At 69.9% G+C, this 18,632-nt stretch carries 11 protein-coding genes; 5 read left to right on the top strand and 6 right to left on the bottom strand.

Features of this window, described 5'->3' with window-relative positions; genetic code table 11:
- Positions 1-44: 44 nt before the first annotated feature.
- The 4 genes from CMC5_RS09395 to CMC5_RS09385 all read right to left on the bottom strand — a co-directional run bounded on the left by CMC5_RS09395 (position 45) and on the right by CMC5_RS09385 (position 6,422).
- Positions 45-1,871, bottom strand: a complete 1,827-nt coding sequence (locus CMC5_RS09395) for a hypothetical protein (protein WP_156338389.1) — start codon at positions 1,869-1,871, stop codon at positions 45-47.
- On the bottom strand, positions 1,868-4,693 hold the full coding sequence (locus CMC5_RS09390) for a fused MFS/spermidine synthase (protein WP_050430077.1): 2,826 nt from the start codon (positions 4,691-4,693) through the stop codon (positions 1,868-1,870). Before CMC5_RS09390 ends, CMC5_RS09395 begins: the two co-directional genes overlap by 4 nt.
- A gap of 52 nt (positions 4,694-4,745) precedes the next feature.
- Complete coding sequence (locus tag CMC5_RS48920) at positions 4,746-5,378, bottom strand: hypothetical protein (protein ID WP_425394827.1); 633 nt, start codon at positions 5,376-5,378, stop codon at positions 4,746-4,748.
- Between the two features lie 303 nt (positions 5,379-5,681).
- Positions 5,682-6,422 carry a dienelactone hydrolase family protein gene (locus tag CMC5_RS09385; protein ID WP_063796523.1) on the bottom strand — a complete coding sequence of 247 codons (741 nt, stop codon included), beginning with the start codon at positions 6,420-6,422 and terminating at the stop codon, positions 5,682-5,684.
- Between the two features lie 65 nt (positions 6,423-6,487).
- Here CMC5_RS09385 and CMC5_RS09380 point away from each other — a divergent pair, with 65 nt between their 5' ends.
- Together CMC5_RS09380 and CMC5_RS09375 are read left to right on the top strand one after the other, a co-directional pair.
- Positions 6,488-8,011, top strand: a complete 1,524-nt coding sequence (locus CMC5_RS09380) for an alpha/beta hydrolase (RefSeq protein WP_050435811.1) — start codon at positions 6,488-6,490, stop codon at positions 8,009-8,011.
- Positions 8,012-8,067: 56 nt separating this feature from the next.
- Positions 8,068-9,627: an endonuclease NucS domain-containing protein gene (locus CMC5_RS09375; protein ID WP_050430075.1), complete on the top strand. Its 1,560-nt coding sequence runs from the start codon at positions 8,068-8,070 to the stop codon at positions 9,625-9,627.
- Between the two features lie 24 nt (positions 9,628-9,651).
- On the opposite strand, the gene CMC5_RS09370 is transcribed toward CMC5_RS09375, so the two are convergent.
- Entirely contained in the window at positions 9,652-10,401 is a 750-nt protein-coding gene (locus CMC5_RS09370) for an SDR family oxidoreductase (protein ID WP_050435810.1), read from the bottom strand.
- A gap of 140 nt (positions 10,402-10,541) precedes the next feature.
- Between CMC5_RS09370 and CMC5_RS09365 the strand changes: the two genes are divergently transcribed.
- On the top strand, positions 10,542-11,222 hold the full coding sequence (locus CMC5_RS09365) for a TetR/AcrR family transcriptional regulator (protein ID WP_050430074.1): 681 nt from the start codon (positions 10,542-10,544) through the stop codon (positions 11,220-11,222).
- 51 nt (positions 11,223-11,273) lie between these two features.
- On the opposite strand, the gene CMC5_RS09360 is transcribed toward CMC5_RS09365, so the two are convergent.
- Positions 11,274-16,463, bottom strand: coding sequence for an Lhr family helicase (locus CMC5_RS09360; RefSeq protein ID WP_082362343.1), 5,190 nt, complete (start codon positions 16,461-16,463; stop codon positions 11,274-11,276).
- Between the two features lie 149 nt (positions 16,464-16,612).
- On the opposite strand from CMC5_RS09360, the gene CMC5_RS42240 reads away from it, so the two are divergent.
- Together CMC5_RS42240 and CMC5_RS09350 are read left to right on the top strand one after the other, a co-directional pair.
- Positions 16,613-17,800, top strand: coding sequence for an AAA family ATPase (locus tag CMC5_RS42240; protein WP_050430073.1), 1,188 nt, complete (start codon positions 16,613-16,615; stop codon positions 17,798-17,800).
- Positions 17,790-18,632, top strand: coding sequence for a hypothetical protein (locus tag CMC5_RS09350; RefSeq protein ID WP_050430072.1), 843 nt, complete (start codon positions 17,790-17,792; stop codon positions 18,630-18,632). The genes CMC5_RS42240 and CMC5_RS09350 overlap by 11 nt, the downstream gene beginning before the upstream one ends.

Below are 18,632 nucleotides of genomic sequence, written 5' to 3'. Positions count from 1 at the left end.
TCCTCGCAGCACTCCTCGCAGCGACGCTTGCAGCACCGCGCGTGTCACAGACCGCCCCTGCGCCGCACCACCTCCCGCAGCACCGCCGTCGGCACATCGAGCCGCCCCCACAGCGAGCCCTCACCGGCCGACGATGCCCCCGCAGCCACGAACACTGGCGTCGACTCTGCGGGCGCCGGCTTCCCCGTGCGCACCGCGAGGAGCCGCAGCGGATCCAGGAACAGCGCGAACGACACCTCCGAGCCCAGCGCGTCGAGCCCCGCCTTCATCGCTGGCACCCCGCCGAGGTTCGGGCCAGACGCCGCCGCCACGATCTGCCGCATCCCCTCATCGGGCTCGTAGCCCGCCGACGCGAACAGCGCCCCGTCCTTGAGCAAGTGGAGGAAGCTGATGTTCCGCGGCAGCGCCGCGAGCTCCGGCTCCTTCGCCTTCGCGGCCGCCTTCGCCCCCTCCTTCTCTTGCCCGAAGCGGATGCGCCGCACCTCTCCCGGCAGGCGCTCCACCACGTGCTTGCCCACCGTCATCGTCAGCCCCTCGTCCTTCAGGTACGCCTTGATCGACGGCAGCTTGGTCAGATCCATGAACTCCTCGAGCGCGCCGCCGAGCTTCCCCTCGTCCGCGACCGCCACCCGCGCCACCGCCGTGGGCCCGATCCCCTCCCACCGCACCCCTGCCGCGAACCAGTCCCCACGCGCGATCGCCAGCGACTGCAACGCCGACGTGATCTGCGCCTTCTCCTTCTCGGGCACCTCGCGCTCCTCACGCCCGAGCAACCGCACCATCGCCCCCACCTGCGACGCCACGCTGGCTTGCCGCCCCGCCGCCGACTCTCGCATCAAGAGCCCACCCAGCACATCCGCAGGCAGCTCCAGCAGCGGCTTCACGTCCCCCACCGACGCCTCTGCAACCGCCTGCTTCGCCGGCCCATCCCCAGCGCGTGGCGTCGCCTCGAACCGAAGGTGCGCCGCCTCGTCGAGCACCAGCGTCACCCGCGCCTTCTCCATGTCCCCCAGAAGCGAGATCCACCGCGTCCCCGTCGCCGCCAGAGACGACGCCTGGCCCGCCTCCAGCGCCGGCCGCACCCGCTCCCACGCCTCGCGCACCGCGCCGAGGATCGGCCCACCGATCGCGGCTCGCGGCACATCCACCACCACATCCTCTTTCGGCGCCGCCCCCTGCGACAGCGTCCGCGCCACGTACGGACCCACCGCCGTCAGATCCGCGACCGCCGGAGCCACCAGCAAGTAGTTGCCGAGCACCCCGAGCGCTCCCGCACCAGCGCCCCCAGGTCCCTCCTCGGACGCCGCGCTCCCCGCTGGCGAAGCCGACTTCGGCTCCAGCACCGTGATCGACGTCGCTTCATCGACCCGCGCCTGATACCGCGCCGCTTCCCCCTTCGTGAGCTGATCGACGAAGCGCGGCCCGCTCTTCACGTGGACGCCCACCACCGCCCGCGGTGCCTGATGCTCCACCCCCAGCCCACCTGGAGCCGGCGCGGTCCCTCGGTCCACCACGGCGCCCACCACCGGCACATTCCCGTCGATCTCCGACGCCACCGTCGGCGGCAGCCCGAGCACGTTCGCCACCAGCGTCCCCACGTTCACCGGCAGGAACAGCGCTGGACCTCCCACCGCCGTCCGCGCCTTTGCCCACGTCGACTCCGGCGACGCCACGAACGCCTCCGCGATCAGCCCAGCCGGCGCCGGGACCGGGCTCAGATCCACCCCCTTCCCCGTCGCCTCCGAAGGCCCCTCCCCCTTCGAACAACCTGCGGCTCCTCCGGCCGTCGAGCATCCCACCGGAGCCACCACCACGGAGAGCGCAGCAGCAACGAGCACACGACGGAGAACGGATGCGGAAAAAAACTTCACGGAGGCGACGATACAGCCTCCTGACCTTTCCGCGCACGCCGGAGCGCAGCATCCGCCCGTTCCTTGTCTCCCACGGCAAGCCAGCGCCGCGCCTCCAGCAGGGCCAGCTCGCTATCGGGCAACGGCGGCGCAAACACCGGCAGCTTCTTGTCCGAGAACCGCTGGAAGTCGAACATTCCGATCGCCTCCGCCAGCGCGTACGGCGTCGAATACTCGAACGCCGGATTCAGATCCCGGAGCAACACCGGCGCCGCCCCCACCTCGGGCGCTGCCAGATACCGCGCGAACTCTTCCTCCGTCGTGAAGACGCTCCGCTCCACCAGATCGAGCGCCGACGACATCCGGTGCTGCTCCAGCACCGCCCGGATCTGCGGCGACGCATCCAGCGACCGCACCCGCTCTGGATCCACCGTGAGTGGCGACGGCGACGCCATCAAGAATCCCTGCGTCTGCCACGGGTCCGTGTAGAAGTGCACGTGCGGGAACACCTGCCGCAGTGTGTACACCACCGACCGCACATCCTGCGGGAACACGTGGTGCACCTGGATCCACAGCATGAACACCCCGTCGTCTCGCATCCGCCCGCGCACCGCCTGGAAGAAGTCCCGGCTGTAGATGCTCCCTGCGCCAGCGAATGCCGCGCCCGAGATCGCGATCGCCACGTAGTCGTACGCGTGCTGCGAGAGCTGGATGTGGTTCCGCCCATCATCACCGTGGACCGACACCCGCGCCGTGTCCCCGAACGGCACCGCCGAGAACTCCGGGAACCCCTCGCGTGCCGCCGCGATGATCGCCTCGCTGTACTCCACCGCCTCGATGTGCCGGAACGGCATCGCGTGCATCACGTTCAGCGTCCGCGCCGGCCCCAGCCCCACGAGCACCGCCCGCTCGTGCTGCTTCAGGTACAGCCCTCCCAGCAGCGCGAACAGATCCTGGAACTCCGCCGGCGCGTCGTTCCCCTCGTACTTGCCGTTCGTGCGCATCGTCTTCCGCCCGTCCGGCGACTTCATGATCGTGATGAACCCGCTCTGCGCGTCCTCACGCATCCACATCACCTCGCTGACCGGCGTCTTCTCGTACGGCTCCCAGTAGTAGTGGCTCCCGCTCGTCAGCCGGTACGCATCCCACGACCCGCGCATCGAGAGCCCGACCACGATCATCGCCCCGGCCGCGAGCAACCCCACCTCGCGCCACGACGCCACCAGCAGCCCATCGCTCGACAGCCCATCGGCTGCCGACACCAGCTTCGACCGACCTCCGCGCGGCTCCACCGCGGTCGGCTCCACCGCACTCGGTGCCACCGCCACCCGCCGCCCCGCGACGAGCGCCGCAGCCCCCACGAGCAGCGCGAGCCCAGCCCCCAGAAGCAGGATCCGCTCCGACCCCAGCCACCCCAGGAGCACGAACCCACAGGACAGCGACCCCGTGATGGTCCCCAGCGTGTTCGCCGCAAACAGCCGCCCCACCCAGGCCCCCGGATGCTCCCCGGCGATCCGCGACGCCGCCGCCGCCAGCGCCGGCAACGCCATCCCCAGCGCCAGCGTCGTCGGCAGCAGCAGCGCCAGACAGAACGACAACCGGACCAGCTCCCGCCCCCAGAAGTGCCCTGCCTGCCGCAGCTCCGGCGTCTTCTCCACGACCCACACGAACTCGTCCCAGCCCCGCAACGACACCGCCACGCCGAGCGCCGCAAACAGCATCGCCCAGGTGAAGATCGCCGCCGGCGGCCGCCGCGTCACCCGCAGCACCACCGGCAAGAGCAAGCTCCCCAGCCCGATCCCGAGCAGGATCGAGAACAGCATCAGCGCGAACGCATACGTCGTGACGCCGATGACCGTCCCGATGAGATGGAACCACACCACCTCCAGCACGAACGCGATCGCCCCCTGCGAGAACGCCAGCACGATCGCCACCCGCGGCGACAGCTCCCACGCAGGCCCGCCGCCCACGCCTCCCGACGCAGCACCTTCCCGCGCCGCCTCCGCATCACGTCGCGCCGGCTCCGCCTCACGCCGCGCCGACTCCGCAGCCTCTCGCGCCAGCGCCGCTGCCTTCCCTGCCCCCTCTGCCGCCGCGACATCACCCGACGCCGCCGTCCCGTCGACCGCCGCGACATCACCTGATGCCGCCGACGCCGCGACCACCGCGACCTCGCGTGACGCCGCCACCCCTTCGGAGGCCGTGAACCACCGCGACAGCAGCGCTCCCGCTGCGCTCACGGCGAAGTTCACCCCCGCACAAGCGTAGAGCGCTCCATCCAGCCCGAGCCCCGGGATCACCACGTAGCTCGCGAGCAGCACCCCCGTCGCCGCGCCGAGCGTGTTGATCGCGTAGAGGATCGGCAAGCTCCGACCGAAGGCCTGCTCGCCTCGGAACGCCGCGATCATCGTCGGCAGCGTTCCGCCCATCATCAGCGTCGGTGCGAAGACCAGCACGAAGGACAGCGCGAACCGCACCGTCGTCAGCAGCGCCGGCGACCCGGACAGCGGGCTCGCCAGCGCCACCCCCAGCCGCTGGAACGGCCCGAAGAGCAGCGGAAGCAGCACGAAGAAGATGCCGACCCCGAGCTCCAGCGCCGCATACGCCAGCACCGGCCGCCGCAGCTTCTCCGAGCGACGGCCGAACAGGTACGCCCCCGCCGAGAGGCCCCCCATGTACGCCGCGAGCACCGTCGAGGTGGACAGGTGGCTCGCTCCGAAGACGTAGGTGAGGAGCTTGTTCAGCACCACCTCGGCGGTCAGCGCCGTCGCCCCGGAGAGAAAGAACAGCACGGCGACCGCAGCCAGGGCATACGGCCGCGGGCCTCCCGAGATTCGTTGCACAGAGCTCATCGTCCAGGCTGTCCTGCCGCGCACGCTACCACGCTGGGTCAAGTCAGGAAGAGCACCGGCTGGGGTGGATGTAGGAGATTCTCCGCCCTCGCTCGCCATGAGCGAAACCACCCCCCAAGAGAAGGACAGACCGCTTCGGCGAACGTGTTCCCGCGCCAGGACACGCAGCAAACGAGGGCCATTCTCCCGGGATGGAGCACCGCAGAGCGGCCGACGCAAAGCGAGCATCGTCACAAATGGGGTGATCGCCGTTCAACGATCGTCGATCACCGTTCAACGATCGTCGATCACCGTTCAACGATCGTCGATCACCGTTCACTGATCGTCGATCACCGTTCACTGATCGTCGATCGCCATTCACGAACCAGTCTTCGCCGATCACGAATCGGTTCTCCCGACTCACTGATCGGTTCTCTCCGATCACGAATCGGTTCTCCCGACTCACTGATCGGTTCTCTCCGATCACGAATCGGTTCTCCCGGCTCACTGATCGGTTCTCTCCGATCACGAATCGGTTCTCCCGGCTCACTGATCGGTTCTCCCGACTCACCGATCGGTTCTCTCCGATCACGAATCGGTTCTCCCGACTCACCGATCGGTTCTCTCCGATCACGAATCGGTTCTCACGACTCACTGTTCGGTTCTCTCCGATCACGAATCGGTTCTCCCGGCTCACTGTTCGGTTCTCCCGACTCACTGTTCAGTTCTCTCCGATCACGAATCGGTTCTCCCGACTCACTGATCGGTTCTCTCCGATCACGAATCGGTTCTCCCAACTCACGAGTCAGACACCTTCGAACACGTGGCGCTCCGCACGTCACCCCGACCGCTCCTCGAACAGTCTCCGACCGCTCGGAGCGATGCGCTCACCGTTCTGTGCAGGTGCTCGAACGACGCGCGGCTCGGGGCTCCGCTGCATCGCGGCCCTGCCTACCTCGGGGAGGAGTCAGGGCCGCGCGCCACGGAGCCCCGAGAGCGTTCACGCCTCCCGCAGCGAGGCGTCGAAGAACGCGAGCACACGCTCGAAGTGCCGCTCGGCCTCCGTGGGCGAGTACACCGGCGCGTCGGCCATCGTCCAGGCGTGTCGGGCTGCGTAGTGCTCCATCTCGAAGCGCGCGCCACAGCGTTCGAGCGTCTCGCGCAGCGTCGTCTCGTTCTCGGGTGTGAACGAGCCATCTTGCTCGGCGATCGCGAAGTACAGCGGCGCGCGGATCCGATCGGCAGCGAGATGCGCACTGTCCGGTGCGGCGGTGACGAGGTGCCCCCCGTGGATCGACGCGATGGCGCGAACCCTGTCGGGGAAGTGGGAGGCGGCAAGGAACGCGAACCGTCCACCCATGCAATAGCCGAGGGTGCCGATCGGTCCTGAGCCTTCGGCCGAAGCCGATAGCCGCTCGAGACACGTCGCGAAGTCCTCCATCGCGCCGGGCGTGTCGACCCTGGAGAGCAACTTGCGCATCTCGGCGATCTTGTCGGGCGACGAGAACACCTCCTTCGCGTCGAAGTGCACGTTCGGGCCGACGCGATGGAAGAGGTCGGGCACGATCACCCGGTAGCCCCCCGCGGCGAAGCGATCGGCCATGGGAAACAGCACGTCGCGGAAGCCCAGACCGTCCATCAGAAAGACGAGCGAACCGCGCGCGCCAGCACCAGGCGGACCGACCTCGTACGCGCGCATCGGACCGGAAGCTGTAGTTAACTCGATGACGTTTCCTTGCATGGTCCGATGGTATGCCAGCGGCATGGCGCTGGGGGAGTTCGTCTGGGCGTATGCTCGACCTCGCCATGAGGTCACCGGGTCCCGGGTCGCTGTCGCGCTGGCTGCTGCTGCTATGCGTCATCGCTGCCCCTCTTCTCCCGTCCGGTGCGCGCGCCTCCCGCGAGGTGGTCCGTGAGCATGGCACCGTGCGCGACGCCGAAGGCACCGAGATCCCGTATGAACTCGGCACGCTGTACGTTCCGGAGAACCGACGGGTGCCGGGGAGCCGATCGATCGGGGTGGGTTACGCGCGCATCAAGGCCCGGCATCCCACGGGAGCCCCGCCGGTGTTCTGGCTCCCGGGGGGTCCGGGGCTCAGCGTCCTCGGCGCCTTCACGGGCGAGGACGCCGCCTCCAGGGGTCGGCTGAAGTCCTGGCTGACCTTCATCGCCAACAGTGACCTCGTCGTGATCGAGCAGCGCGGCTACACCCGGCGCGGCGAGATGCTCGAAGGGACGACCGACGCGTGGCCTCTGGACCGACCGGCCTCGGTGCAGGCCGAGGCCGAAGCCATGCGCGCACAGGCCAGGGCCGCGGTGGCCGCGCACCCGGACAAGGACCTCGCTGGCTACACCATCGCCGCATGCGCCGCCGACGTGGACGATCTGCGGCGCGCTCTCGGCTACGACACGATCACGCTGTTCGGAGGCAGCTTCGGTTCGCAGTGGAGCCTGGCCGTGATGCGGCTCTACCCCGAGATCGTCGCGCGCGCCGTGCTCTCGTCCACCGAGCCGCTCGACAGTGGTTACGACATGCCGTCGCAGGTGTTCGCCGCGCTGCAACGGATCGCACACGACGCCGACCGCGATCCGAAGCTCGTGCCGTACCTTCCGCCAGGCGGGATCATGGGGGCGGTGAGCGCCCTGCATCAGCGCTTCGCGCGAGGTCCCGTCGAGGTGCGCGTCCAGTCCGAGGCGGGCGAGGTGCAGACCGTGACCTTGGGATCCGAGGACCTCCAGCGCGCGCTGCTCTCGCACACGCAAGAGGGCGCGCAGTGGCCAGCGTTCATCCTGTCGCTGTACCACGAGCACTACGAAGGCTGGGCGCGCGAGGTCCAGGAGGAGCGTCGGCCGCACCCGGTGCCGCTGATCGGCCCGCTGATCGACAGCAGCCTGGGGGTGACCGCCGCCCGCGAGCACCTGCTGCGCACCGACCCTGCCCTCCCGCTGCTGGGCACCTGGAACTTCGAGGCGAACCTCGCGTCGGCGCCCGACTGGCCGACGCCGGACATGGGCGATGCGCTGCGGCGTCCGGTGGAGACCACGATCCCGACGCTGTTCGTGCACGGCGACTGGGACACGTCGACGCCGATCGACAACACGCTGGGCCTGCTCCCGTACTTCCGGAACGGTCGCGTCATCCTCGTGCACCGGGCCGGGCACGACGGGCCGTTCTATCAGCTCCGGGAAGCGCCCGCCGCGAAGCTGGCGGTCCACGAGTTCCTGAAGACGGGCGAGACGAGCGGGCTGCCCACCGAGGTGTCGCTGCCCGTGCCCGAGTTCGCGGTGCCCGCCTTCGCTCCGCCGGCACGGAAGGAGGCGAGGCCTTGAGAGGCTGACGACCCCGGGAGCGACGGCGAGGAAGACGGGATGCTAGGCTCCGGCGGGTGAGGCCCTCGTTCAACATCGCCGGACCGTGCATCCCGGGTGAGCATTACATGCTGCCTCCGGAGCGACGGCTGAAGCGGGTGCTGCGCCTCATCGAGGACCACAAATATTTCACGCTCCATGCGGGCCGGCAGACGGGCAAGACGACGTCGCTCATGTGGCTGGAGCGGCACCTGAACGAGACGGGTCGCTTCGACGCGCTCTGGGTCGACATCGAGACGGCCCGCGAGCAGCCCGACGTCGCGCGGGCGATGCGCACGATCCTCACCAACATCGACCGGGCGCTGGCGCTGCGGCTCCCCGAGCTTCCACGGCCAGACCGGGCGTCGTTCGACGAGCTGCTCCAGGATCCGGCGACCGCGCTGCTGGAGTACCTCACCCGGCTCACCGCGGGGGGTGTGCGGCCGTTCGTGCTTTTGTTCGACGAGGTGGACGGGCTCGTGGGGGAAGCACTGGTGTCGTTCCTGACGCAGCTCAGGCAGGGGTACATCGCGCGGAGCGGGGCCTCGTTCCCGGCGAGCGTGGCGCTGGTCGGGCAGCGGCAGGTGCGGGACTACGTGATGACCCGCGAGGAGCGGCGGACGGTGACGTGGCTCGGGACCACGTCGCCGTTCAACATCACCGCGGAGGCGACGACACTCGGCTCGTTCGCGGAGGCAGAGGTCGCAGAGCTGCTCGATCAGCATACGGCTGCGACAGGGCAGCGGTTCTCACCGGAGGCGGTAGAGCGCATCTGGAACCTCGCCGAGGGGCACCCGTGGCTGACGAATGCGCTGGCCGATCAGATCGTAGGCTGGGATGTGGAGGAGCGGGGGACGACAATCACCGCAGCCCACGTCGACGCAGCGAATGAGACGATTATCCATGAGCGGCGGTCGCACATCGACTCGCTCATGGCCCGGCTGCGTGAACCGCGCCTGCGCCGGATCCTCGATCCGATGATTGCCGGGGAGCGACTCCCTGATGATCTTGTCGACGACGATCTCGCCGATGTGCTGGGGCTCGGGCTGATCTCGCTGCGCTCCGGCACCCCGACCATCGCCAACGCCATCTACCGGGAAGTCATCCCCCGCGCGCTGACCTACGTGCAGCAGGTTTCCATGGCCGAGGAACAAGCCTGGTACGTACGCGCCGACGGGGACCTCGACCTGGCCAAGCTCCTCGCTGGTTTCCAGGCCTTCTGGCGCAAGGACGGCCACCTCGCCGCCGAGGGGTTCGGCTACCGCGAGTCTGGCCCGCACCTGATGCTGATGGCCTTCCTGCAGCGCATCGTGAACGGCGGCGGGCGCATCGAGCGCGAGTACGGCCTCGGGCGTGGGGCGCTGGATCTGCTCGTTTCCTGGAAGCGTGCGCGCCACGCCATCGAGGTGAAGCTCCGCCGCGATACGGAGACCGAGCTGGACGCCCTCGACCAGGTGACGCGCTACCTCGATCACGCCGGGCTCGACGAGGGGCACCTGGTGATGTTCGACCTCCGCAAGGAGGTCCCCTGGAGCGAGCGGCTCTTTCAGCGCGAGATCGCTCACCGCGGCAAGCGCGTGTCCATCGTCGGCTGCTGAACGGTCAGCGCGCTCGTTCGCCCCTCACCAGGGGACCTTGCCGTCTTCGTCCGAGAAGGTGCCCGTGGGGCCGTTCTCGTCGAGCAGTGCCAGACGCACGGCCTCGCGTGCTCCCTGCTCGACGGTGCGGGTTCCCCGGAAATTGTTGAGGTCCGTCGCGGTGAAGCCGGGGCAGGCTGCGTTGACCTTGATGGGGGTCGACGCGAGCTCCTGGGCGAGGGCGATGGTGATCGCGTTGAGGGCCGTCTTCGACGCGCTGTAGTTGCCGGACGCCCCTCGGTACGGAGAGGCGGGGTCCGCGTTCAGCGTCAGCGAGCCGAGGGAACTCGACACGTTGACGATGCGGCCGGCCGGCGCCTCGCGAAGCAGCGGCAGCAGCGCTTGCGTGACCGCGACGACGCCGAACACGTTCGTCTCGAAGATCGCGCGCAGCTCGTCGATCGACGTCTTGCTCGGCTTGTTGGCCGCCATGACCTCCTCGAAGCTCCGGCCTGACGCTCCCGCCTGCGCGATCGCGGCGTTGTTGACGAGCACGTCGAGCCGGCCCAGCTCGTCCCGGATGCGGGCTGCCGCAGCCTTGACCGAGGCCTGATCCGTGACGTCGAGCTGGATCGCGCGAGCGCCCGCTCCGACCGCCTTCGCGGCAACCTCTCCACGCTCCAGATCTCTGGACCCGATGAGCACGGTGAGCCCGCGCGCAGCGAGATCCTTCGCGATCTGAAGGCCGATCCCCTTGTTGGCCCCGGTGACCAGGGCGACAGACTTGTCGTGCATGGCTTCCTCCATCCAGAAATGTTGGCGCGTGACCCGCACGTCGGCGTGCCCTACGCTCTCGACGCGGAACGGTTCCGGATCAATACGGAACAATGATCCGTTTCCTGAGGAGTTGATACGGAACAATGTTCCGTCTGTCAATGGCGGTGCGTGTGAGCGGCGATCGAGGCAAGAAGGAAGTCGTGAGACGAACGGCGGGAGGAGAGAAGGCTGGAGTGCAGGCTCCTGCGGCGCGCACCGTTCGCGCCGACGCGCAGCGGAGCCTCGACGCGCTGCTGGAGGCGGCCAAGTCCGTCTTCGCCACGTCCGGTGTGGACGCGCCCGTGCGCGCGATCGCGGCAGAAGCGGGCGTCGGCATCGCGACCGTCTACCGTCACTTTCCGCAGCGCTCCGACCTGGTGGCGGCGGTGTTCCGGCGCGAAGTAGACGCCTGCGCCGCGGCAGCCCCGTCGCTCTCCCGCCAGCATGAGCCTGGCGAGGCGCTGGCGCGGTGGCTCCGGCGCTACACCGCCTTCATCGCCACCAAGCGCGGGCTCGCGGCGGCTCTCTACTCGGGAGACCCAGCGTTCGACGCTTTGCCAGCATACTTCCGCGAGCACCTCGAGCCCGCCCTCCAGTCACTGCTCGATGCCGCGGTGAGCGCGGGTCAGATCCGCGACGACATCCAGTCGTCCGACCTGCTGTGGGCCGTGGCGAACCTCTCCGCCTCCAACAAGGACGTCGGGCCAGCCCACAGCCGGCGCATGGTCGACCTGCTGATCGATGGGTTGCGCTACGGCGCGTCGAGCCCTGCCCCCAGCGGGCGAAACCGCGCGCGCTGACCGGCCCCACGAGCGCACGGGGCCCCTCCGAAGGTGCGGCCCTGAGCGCGCTCAGCCTTCTCCCTCGTCCCCGTCGTCTCCGACCCCCTCGTCGAACTCGTCATCGAGGTCGTCGCTCTCCTCGTCGCCCTCGACCGCGTCCTCCGGCTCTTGCTGCACGCCCGGCGGCGGCTCCCATCCCGCAGCCGCGAGACCTCCTCCCATCGCCGCACGTCGCAGCCAGTCCGGCGCGTTCCCCCGCCCTCGCGGCGCTGGCAGGCCCCCCTGCCCTCGCGGCGCTGGCACCGTCCCCTGCCCTCGCGGCGCTGGCACCATCCCTTGCCCGCGCGCGTTGCCCGCTGGGCCGCCAAAGCCCACGACGGGTGCGCCCGGCATCAGACCACGCTCCCGGTAACCATCACCGCGAGGCATCCCGCCCGCGCGCTTCAGGTAGCCCTGCGACATCGGAGAGAACCCTGCCGCCTGGAGCGCAGCCGCGATCGGCGACGCGCTCACCGGCCCCCCGTTCACCGTGGCGAGCAGAACACTGCGTCGGCGTCCCTCGTCGACCAGCGCCGCGAGGGCCTGCGCGATGGCGCGGATCGTCTCCCCGCGCGCCGGCTCGGCGTCGGGGAGGAACGTGAGCAGGCTGCGCTCGGTGCGCCCGACCCACGCGATGAGCCGGCCTTCGCGGAGCACGACGAGGGCCCCCGCGGCGCGCTGCGGTCGCACCGAGGCCTCCGCTTCAGGCCACGAGACCGCGGCGCCCCAGGGGCTCGCAGGGTCGGTCGCCGCGAGCACGCGCGTGATGGCCTCGCTCCCCTCGGGCGCATCACGGCAAGCGCGGAGGCGGTCATCGGCGCCAGGCAGCGCAAACTGAGCAGCGCCGAGACCCGCGACGAAGTAGCCGCGGCGCACCTTGCCGGCGTCCTCCATCGCGCGCAGCACGTCGTAGACCGCAGAGAAGCCTCCCGTGATGCCCTCGCCTTGCACGGCCTCGCGGGTGAGCACGCCGTGGCGTTCGAGCAGCACGCGCGCAAGGGCGGTGCGGCGCTCGGTCTCGTTCACCGCAACGGCGCCGCCGAACTCGGGCAAGAGGGACCAGCGGCCCTCGCTCCCGGGCGGACCCGCGCGCCAGCCCCCCACCGCGAAGCCACCGCGCGCCGCGCCAGGCAAGAAGCTGCTTCCCCCGAGGCCTCCCATGGAGCGCTCTCTCCCACGGCGCCCCCCGCGCTTCTCGGTGCGCCCCAGGGACCTGAGCGGCGCGAGCGTGTCGTTCGTGGCCTCGCCCGCCCACACGAGGTCCCACAAGGCGCGCAAGAGATCGGCCCCGAACGCGCCCGTCTCGCGCGAGAGGTCCGCGAAGAACACCGCACCACGACGCCGGAGCGCCTCCCGCACCTTCTCGGCGAGCGGCCCTTCCGCGCGTTGCGCCGGCGGGGCGAGGTACGGGTAGGCCTCGGTCAGGTAGAGCGCGATGCGGCCATCCGTGTCGCCGATGGGATCCACACCGCGCCACAGCACGAGCCCGGCGGCGCAGAGCGCATCGAGATCCCCCGGGCGGTAGCCCTCGACGCGGGCGGGCAGAATCTGCGTCGAGAGCGCGGATGCGGGGAGCGGCGCACCCTGGAGCTGCGCGATCACCGCAAGCAGTCCCTCGGGCCCGCGGCGAGGTCGGTTCAAGCTGTGCCACTCGCCGAGGAAGCGGGCGTAGGTCTCCGGCTCGACCGGCTCGACCTCGGCGCGGAGCCGCGACAGGGAGCGGCGCTTGAGGATGCGGAGGACCTCGGCGTCGCAGTGCTCACGGCCTCGGCCGGCAGGAGACAGCTCGCCTTCGACGACCTTGCCGCGCTCCATGAGGCGTTCGAGCGCGCCGAGCACGGGGCCGATGCCGAGATCGAAGCGCCGGGCGACGTCCTCGGCGTGGAAGGGAGCGTGGGTGCGGGCGTAGCGGGCGACGAGATCCTGGAGGGCGTCGGGCACGGAGGCGAGGAAGGCCGCCGGGAGGCCAGGGGGTGGCATGACGCCGAGCGCGTCCCGCAAGCGGCCGGCATCCTCGGCAGCGGCGATGCGCAGGACCCCACCGATGCGCACCTCGATGATCCGTCGCTCCCGCAGCAGGCCATCCACCCACGCGTCGGCGCGCGCGCGAGCGGCTTCGAGCGCCTCGTCGGGATGGCGGCAGCGCTGCGCGAGCTCGTCGCGGGAGAGATCGCCGAGAGCGAGCAGCAGGTCGTGAATCTGGTCGGCATGCTTCGGCGGAAAGCGGCCATCGAGGCGCTGGAGGGTGGCCTCCATGGCGGCGACGGCGTCCGCGTCGAGCAGCTCGCGCATCTCGGCCTCGCCGAGCAGCTCGCGGAGGCGGCTCTGGTCGATGGTGAGGGCCTGGGCGCGGCGCTCGGCGAGGGGAAGGTCCCCCTCGTACATGAAGTTGCCGACGTACGAGAACAGGAGCGAAGCGGCGAAGGGAGACGGGACGCGGGTGTCGACGGTGGTGAGGCGGATCTTGCGGCTCTGGATGCCCCGCAAGAGATCCTGGAGGGCCCCGAGGTCGAACACGTCCCGCAAGCACTCGCGGTACGTCTCGAGGAGCATGGGGAACGAGCCGTAACGCGCGGCGACGGCGAGGAGATCGGCGGCGCGCTTGCGCTGCTGCCAGAGGGGGGCGCGCTTGCCGGGCATGCGGCGCGGGAGGAGCAGGGCGCGGCCCGCGCACTCGCGGAACCGGGAGGCGAAGAGCGCGGTGCCGCCGAGGTGCTGGACGAGGAGATCCTCGACCTCGTCGGCCTGCGGGAGGAGCTGGTGCGGATCCGGAGGCTCGTTGGCTTCGGGGAGGCGGATGACGACGCCGTCGTCGGTCCAGTTGGCCTCGATGTCGAGGCCCAGCTCCGAACGCGCGCGGGCGATGAGGCAGGTGGCGAGGGGCGCGTGCACGCGGCCGCCGAAGGGAGAGAGGATGCAGATGCGGAGGTCCCCCATCTCATCCTGGAAGCGCTCGACGACGATCGTGCGATCGCTGGGAACGTCCCCCGTGGCCGCCGCTTGATCGTGGACGTGGCGCATGAGGCGCTCGGCGGCGCGCGGGTCGAGGCCATGCTGTTCACGGAGAAGGGCCTCGGCCTCGGGCTCGGTCAGGCCCGCGAGGGTGCGGGTGAGCGCGCCGATGGCAGCCCCCAGTTCGGCGGAGCGGCCCACCTGATCCCCGCGCCAGAAGGGCATCTTGCCAGGCTCCCCCGGCGCGGGGACGACGAGGACGCGGTCGTGGGTGATCTCGGTGATGCGCCAGGAGGAGGCACCGAGGAGGAAGACCTCGCCTTCCCGCGCCTCGAAGACCATCTCCTCGTCCAGCTCGCCGACGCGACGGCTGGTCTTGCCCGCAGGCTCGTCGGTGGCGAGGAAGACGCCGTAGAGCCCACGGTCGGGGATGGTGCCCGCGTTGACGACGGCGAGGCGCTTGGCCCCTTCCCGACCGCGGACGAGGCCACCGACGCGATCCCAGACGATGCGAGGGCGTAGCTCGGCGAACTCGTCGGAGGGGTAGCGTCCGCTGAGCATGTCGAGGACGCCCTCGAAGCTGGAGCGCGGTAGCTCGGCGAAGGGCGCCGCGCGGCGGACGAGGTCGAAGAGGGCGTCGACATGGATGGCATCCATGGCGGTGATGGCGACGATCTGCTGGGCGAGGACGTCGAGCGGGCTGCGGGGATAGCGGGTCTGCTCGACGCGGCCTTCGCGCATGAGGGCGGAGGCGGAGGCGCACGAGAGGAGATCACCGCGGTGCTTGGGGAAGATGATGCCCTGCGAGGTGCCGCCGACGTGGTGGCCCGCGCGGCCGATGCGCTGGAGGCCCGCCGCGACCGAGGGAGGCGCCTCGATCTGGATGACGAGGTCGACGGCGCCGAGATCGAGGCCGAGCTCGAGGGAGGAGGTGGCGACGATGCAGGGGAGGGAGCCTTCCTTGAGCTGCTCCTCGATGGCCTGGCGCTGCTCACGGGCGATGGAGCCGTGGTGGGCGCGGGCGATGACGTCGCCGGCGAGGTCGTTGAGCGCGGCCGCGAGGCGCTCGGCGAGGCGGCGGCTGTTGGAGAAGATCATGGTCGAGCGGTGGGCACGGACCAGCTCGACGAGGCGGGCGTGAATGCCTGGCCAGACGGAGGGGTTGCGGGGGGGGATGGGAGGCGCCGGGGGCGACGCGAGGGAAGCGGGTGGCGCGAAGGACGGAGGGGTGGACGTCTTCGAGCGACCAGGCTCCGAGAGCGCAGGAGAGGACGGTGCCGACGCAGATGCCTCGTGGAGGGCGGTGCGCTTGGCGGACCGCGCCTTCGTCGGTCGTGCGGTGGAAGCACGCTTGGTGGAAGCACGCTTGGTGACGGAGCCCTGCTCGGCTGTGCGCGCCTCGGTGGTCGACGACGCCCTCCGCACGGCGCGCGGCGCACGCACGTCATCCAGCCGTGGAGCAGGTGCGCCCGTGCCCGCCAGCATCGCCGGCATCTCCTCGGCGGGGACCTCGATCGAGATCTCCAGCGCCTTCGGTGCGCTCGCATCGATGATGGTGACCTCGCGGGGCTTCCATACTCCCTGCGGGTCGACCTCGCCTCCACCGAGGAGGCGCGCGATCTCTTCGAGCGGTCGCTGGGTGGCGGAGAGGCCGATGCGCTGGAGGGGCCGCCCGGGCTCGCGCATCGCCTCCAGGCGCTCCAGCGTGAGGAAGAGGTGCGCGCCGCGCTTGGTGGGGGCGACGGCGTGGATCTCGTCGATGATCACCGTCTCGACGGCGCGGAGGCCTTCGCGCGCGTTCGAGGTGAGCAGGAGGTAGAGGGACTCGGGGGTGGTGATCAGGATGTCGGGCGGGCGCTTGGCGAGCTTGACGCGCTCGTCCGGCGCCGTGTCGCCCGAGCGCAACCCCACCTGGAGCGCGCGGTGCGGCACCCCCAGGCGATCCGCTGCGACCGCGATGCCCGCGAGCGGCGCGCGCAGGTTCCGCTCGACGTCGACGGCGAGGGCCTTGAGGGGGGAGACATAGAGAACACGGCAGCGCTCACTCGGATGCGGCTCGGGTGCGAACAGGAGCTTGTCGATGGCCGTGAGAAACGCGGCCAGGGTCTTGCCCGATCCCGTCGGCGCGAGGAGGAGCGTGGAGGCGCCATCGAGGATCGGCGGCCACCCCTTGCGCTGCGCCCCCGTGGGTTCAGGGAAGGCGGCGTCGAACCAGGCGCGGGTGGGCTCGTGGAAGCGACGAAGGGGGTCGGCCGGGCGCTTGCTCATGCAGACAGGATTGGATGTAGGTCGACGGGGCCCCCTCCGCCATGGTGGACTCTCCAGAGGCGCCCAGACGGAGAAGCGGAGCCGTGAGAAGGGAACTCGAATTTCCTGAATCCGTTCACCCGCTCCATGCGCCTGTGCCCGGTTGAACCATGCTCAAACGAGCTTCCTTCGGATCCTTCAAGACGCTCTCCCAGGTCGAGGTCGACCTCTCCGCCTTCACGCTCCTCGTCGGGAAGAACGGCGCCGGTAAAACCAGCGTCCTTCAAGGAATCCACCTCGCTTCGCTGGTCGGCGTTCGACAGCCAGGAGAAGAACAGCGGCTGGATGGTCGTCTCGGTCTGCTCTTCCGCGAGTCCAATCATCCGCGACGGTTCGTCACCGCCTCGACCCGGGGGCCTGTACGCCTCGCTCTGACAGACCAGGAAGAGTGCACGCTCAGCGTCGTCGCGTCCCTTCCGGAGAGCGATCGAGGCTGGGGCGAGGACGACTGCCGGTTCGACGTATCGGTCGCCAAGGCCCCTGCGCTTCGGGAGCTGACCCTCCCCAGTGATGATCGTCAACACAGGCAAGCCTTTCTCGACAGCGCCGAGGTTCGCGGATTCGGCTCCGCGGTGCTCCTCCGCCTCGATGCGGAGCCGATGAGCCAGCCCTCCATCATGCCCACGATCTCGGACCAGGAGGCGCCTCGCCTGGAACGCAACGGTGCCGGGCTGGCGTCGGTACTCAACTATTTCGCAGGCGCCGAGCCAGACACCCTCGCCGCGATCACACGCGATCTGAAGTCGGTCGTTCCAGAGGTCCGCGGGATCCGAACCTTCCCCACGACCGTGGCGCTCAGGGGCTACGAGCGCATCGTCATCGGGGATCAGGCCGTCAACCGCCCCTATCAGACCGATGTCCCCGCGCATCGCTTCTCGCTGGACATGGGCGCGGGACGGCTGATCCCGGCCGACCTGCTCAGCGAGGGGACCGTGCTCACGCTGGGCCTGCTGGCGGTCCTCCGACACCCCAGTTGCCCGAAGGTCGTCCTCGCCGACGACATCGATCGAGCACTCCACCCGGAGGCCCAGGCCGATCTCGTCCGCTGTCTCCGTGCCATCCAGCGCGAAAGACCCGAGGTGCAGATCATCTGCACCACCCACTCGCCCTACCTCCTCGATCACGTGGGTCTCGACGAGGTCCGGGTGATGGCCCTCGACGAGCAGGGCCACACGCGCTGCCGTCCCCTGAGTGAGCACCCCGAGAGCCAGCGCTGGCGCGAGATGCTGCGGACAGGGGAGTTCTGGGCCTCCGTGGGCGACGACTGGGTGAAGGAGCCCCACCAAGGTGGCGCCTGATCCGAGAGGCCCCCTTCGCGTCGCCCTCGCTTGCGAGGATCAAGCACAGCGGTCCCTCCTCGTGCATCTCACCCGCAACGTCGTGGAACGAGAGGCCCGCGAGCGGGGTGCCCACTGGCTCACGGACCTCCTCGACGAGCAGCTCGCCTTCTGCGGACTGCGCGACCACGAGGGCACCCCGGCACACCTGCGCTGCTACCTGCTCCAGAACATCACCGAGGACTTCCAGGCGTTGCGCATCCAGGGGCGACCCGTGCGCCTGAACGCGCTCCGAGACGGACGCCCTGCTGGCGCGGAGACGCAGCGCTGGCGTCGGCTCGTGCTCCTCTTCGAGGTGCAGCCAGTACCTCCAGACGTCCTGATCGTCGCGCTGGACACCGACGGCTATCCCGAACGACGCGCGGAACTCGAAGCGGCCATGCCCAGCCCACCTCCCCTGTGCATTCTCCTCGCGACGCCCCACCCCGAAGCCGAGGCCTGGTTCATCGCAGGCTTCGAGCCGCGTGATCCCAGAGAGCAGGCACGCCTCGAAGCCTTCAAGCGCGACCCGGCCAGAAAGCTCAATTTCGTTCCCACCGAGGAGCCCCACCGCCTGACGTCTCACCCGAACGAAGCGCCCACAGACGCCAAGCGGGTGCTTCGGCTCCTGATGTTCGGCGATGCCACTTCCCGCCCCCCGGACCTGGACGAGCTTCCCGCTCTCTCCGAGCGACTGCTCTCGAACCTCGAGCTGCTGAGCCGCCGCGGAGAGGCGTCGCATCTCACGGATTTCCTGCATCAGCTCCGCAAGCGCCTGGTCCCCTTGCTCCTCCCTGGTCCGCCGCACGCCTGA

The sequence above is a fragment of the Chondromyces crocatus genome (genome assembly GCF_001189295.1).
Taxonomy (GTDB): domain Bacteria; phylum Myxococcota_A; class Polyangia; order Polyangiales; family Polyangiaceae; genus Chondromyces; species Chondromyces crocatus.
The sequence above is the reverse complement of the archived record's forward strand: the minus strand, read 5'-3'. Positions and strand labels throughout refer to the sequence as shown.

What these genes read in the sequence shown, in the direction of transcription:
- CMC5_RS09385 (WP_063796523.1), bottom strand. Translation starts at nt 6,422, where the DNA reads ATGCAAGGAAACGTCATCGAGTTAACTACAGCTTCCGGTCCGATGCGC.
- CMC5_RS09380 (WP_050435811.1), top strand. Translation starts at nt 6,488, where the DNA reads ATGAGGTCACCGGGTCCCGGGTCGCTGTCGCGCTGGCTGCTGCTGCTA.
- CMC5_RS09370 (WP_050435810.1), bottom strand. Translation starts at nt 10,401, where the DNA reads ATGCACGACAAGTCTGTCGCCCTGGTCACCGGGGCCAACAAGGGGATC.
- CMC5_RS09365 (WP_050430074.1), top strand. Translation starts at nt 10,542, where the DNA reads ATGGCGGTGCGTGTGAGCGGCGATCGAGGCAAGAAGGAAGTCGTGAGA.
- CMC5_RS09360 (WP_082362343.1), bottom strand. Translation starts at nt 16,463, where the DNA reads ATGAGCAAGCGCCCGGCCGACCCCCTTCGTCGCTTCCACGAGCCCACC.
- CMC5_RS42240 (WP_050430073.1), top strand. Translation starts at nt 16,613, where the DNA reads ATGCTCAAACGAGCTTCCTTCGGATCCTTCAAGACGCTCTCCCAGGTC.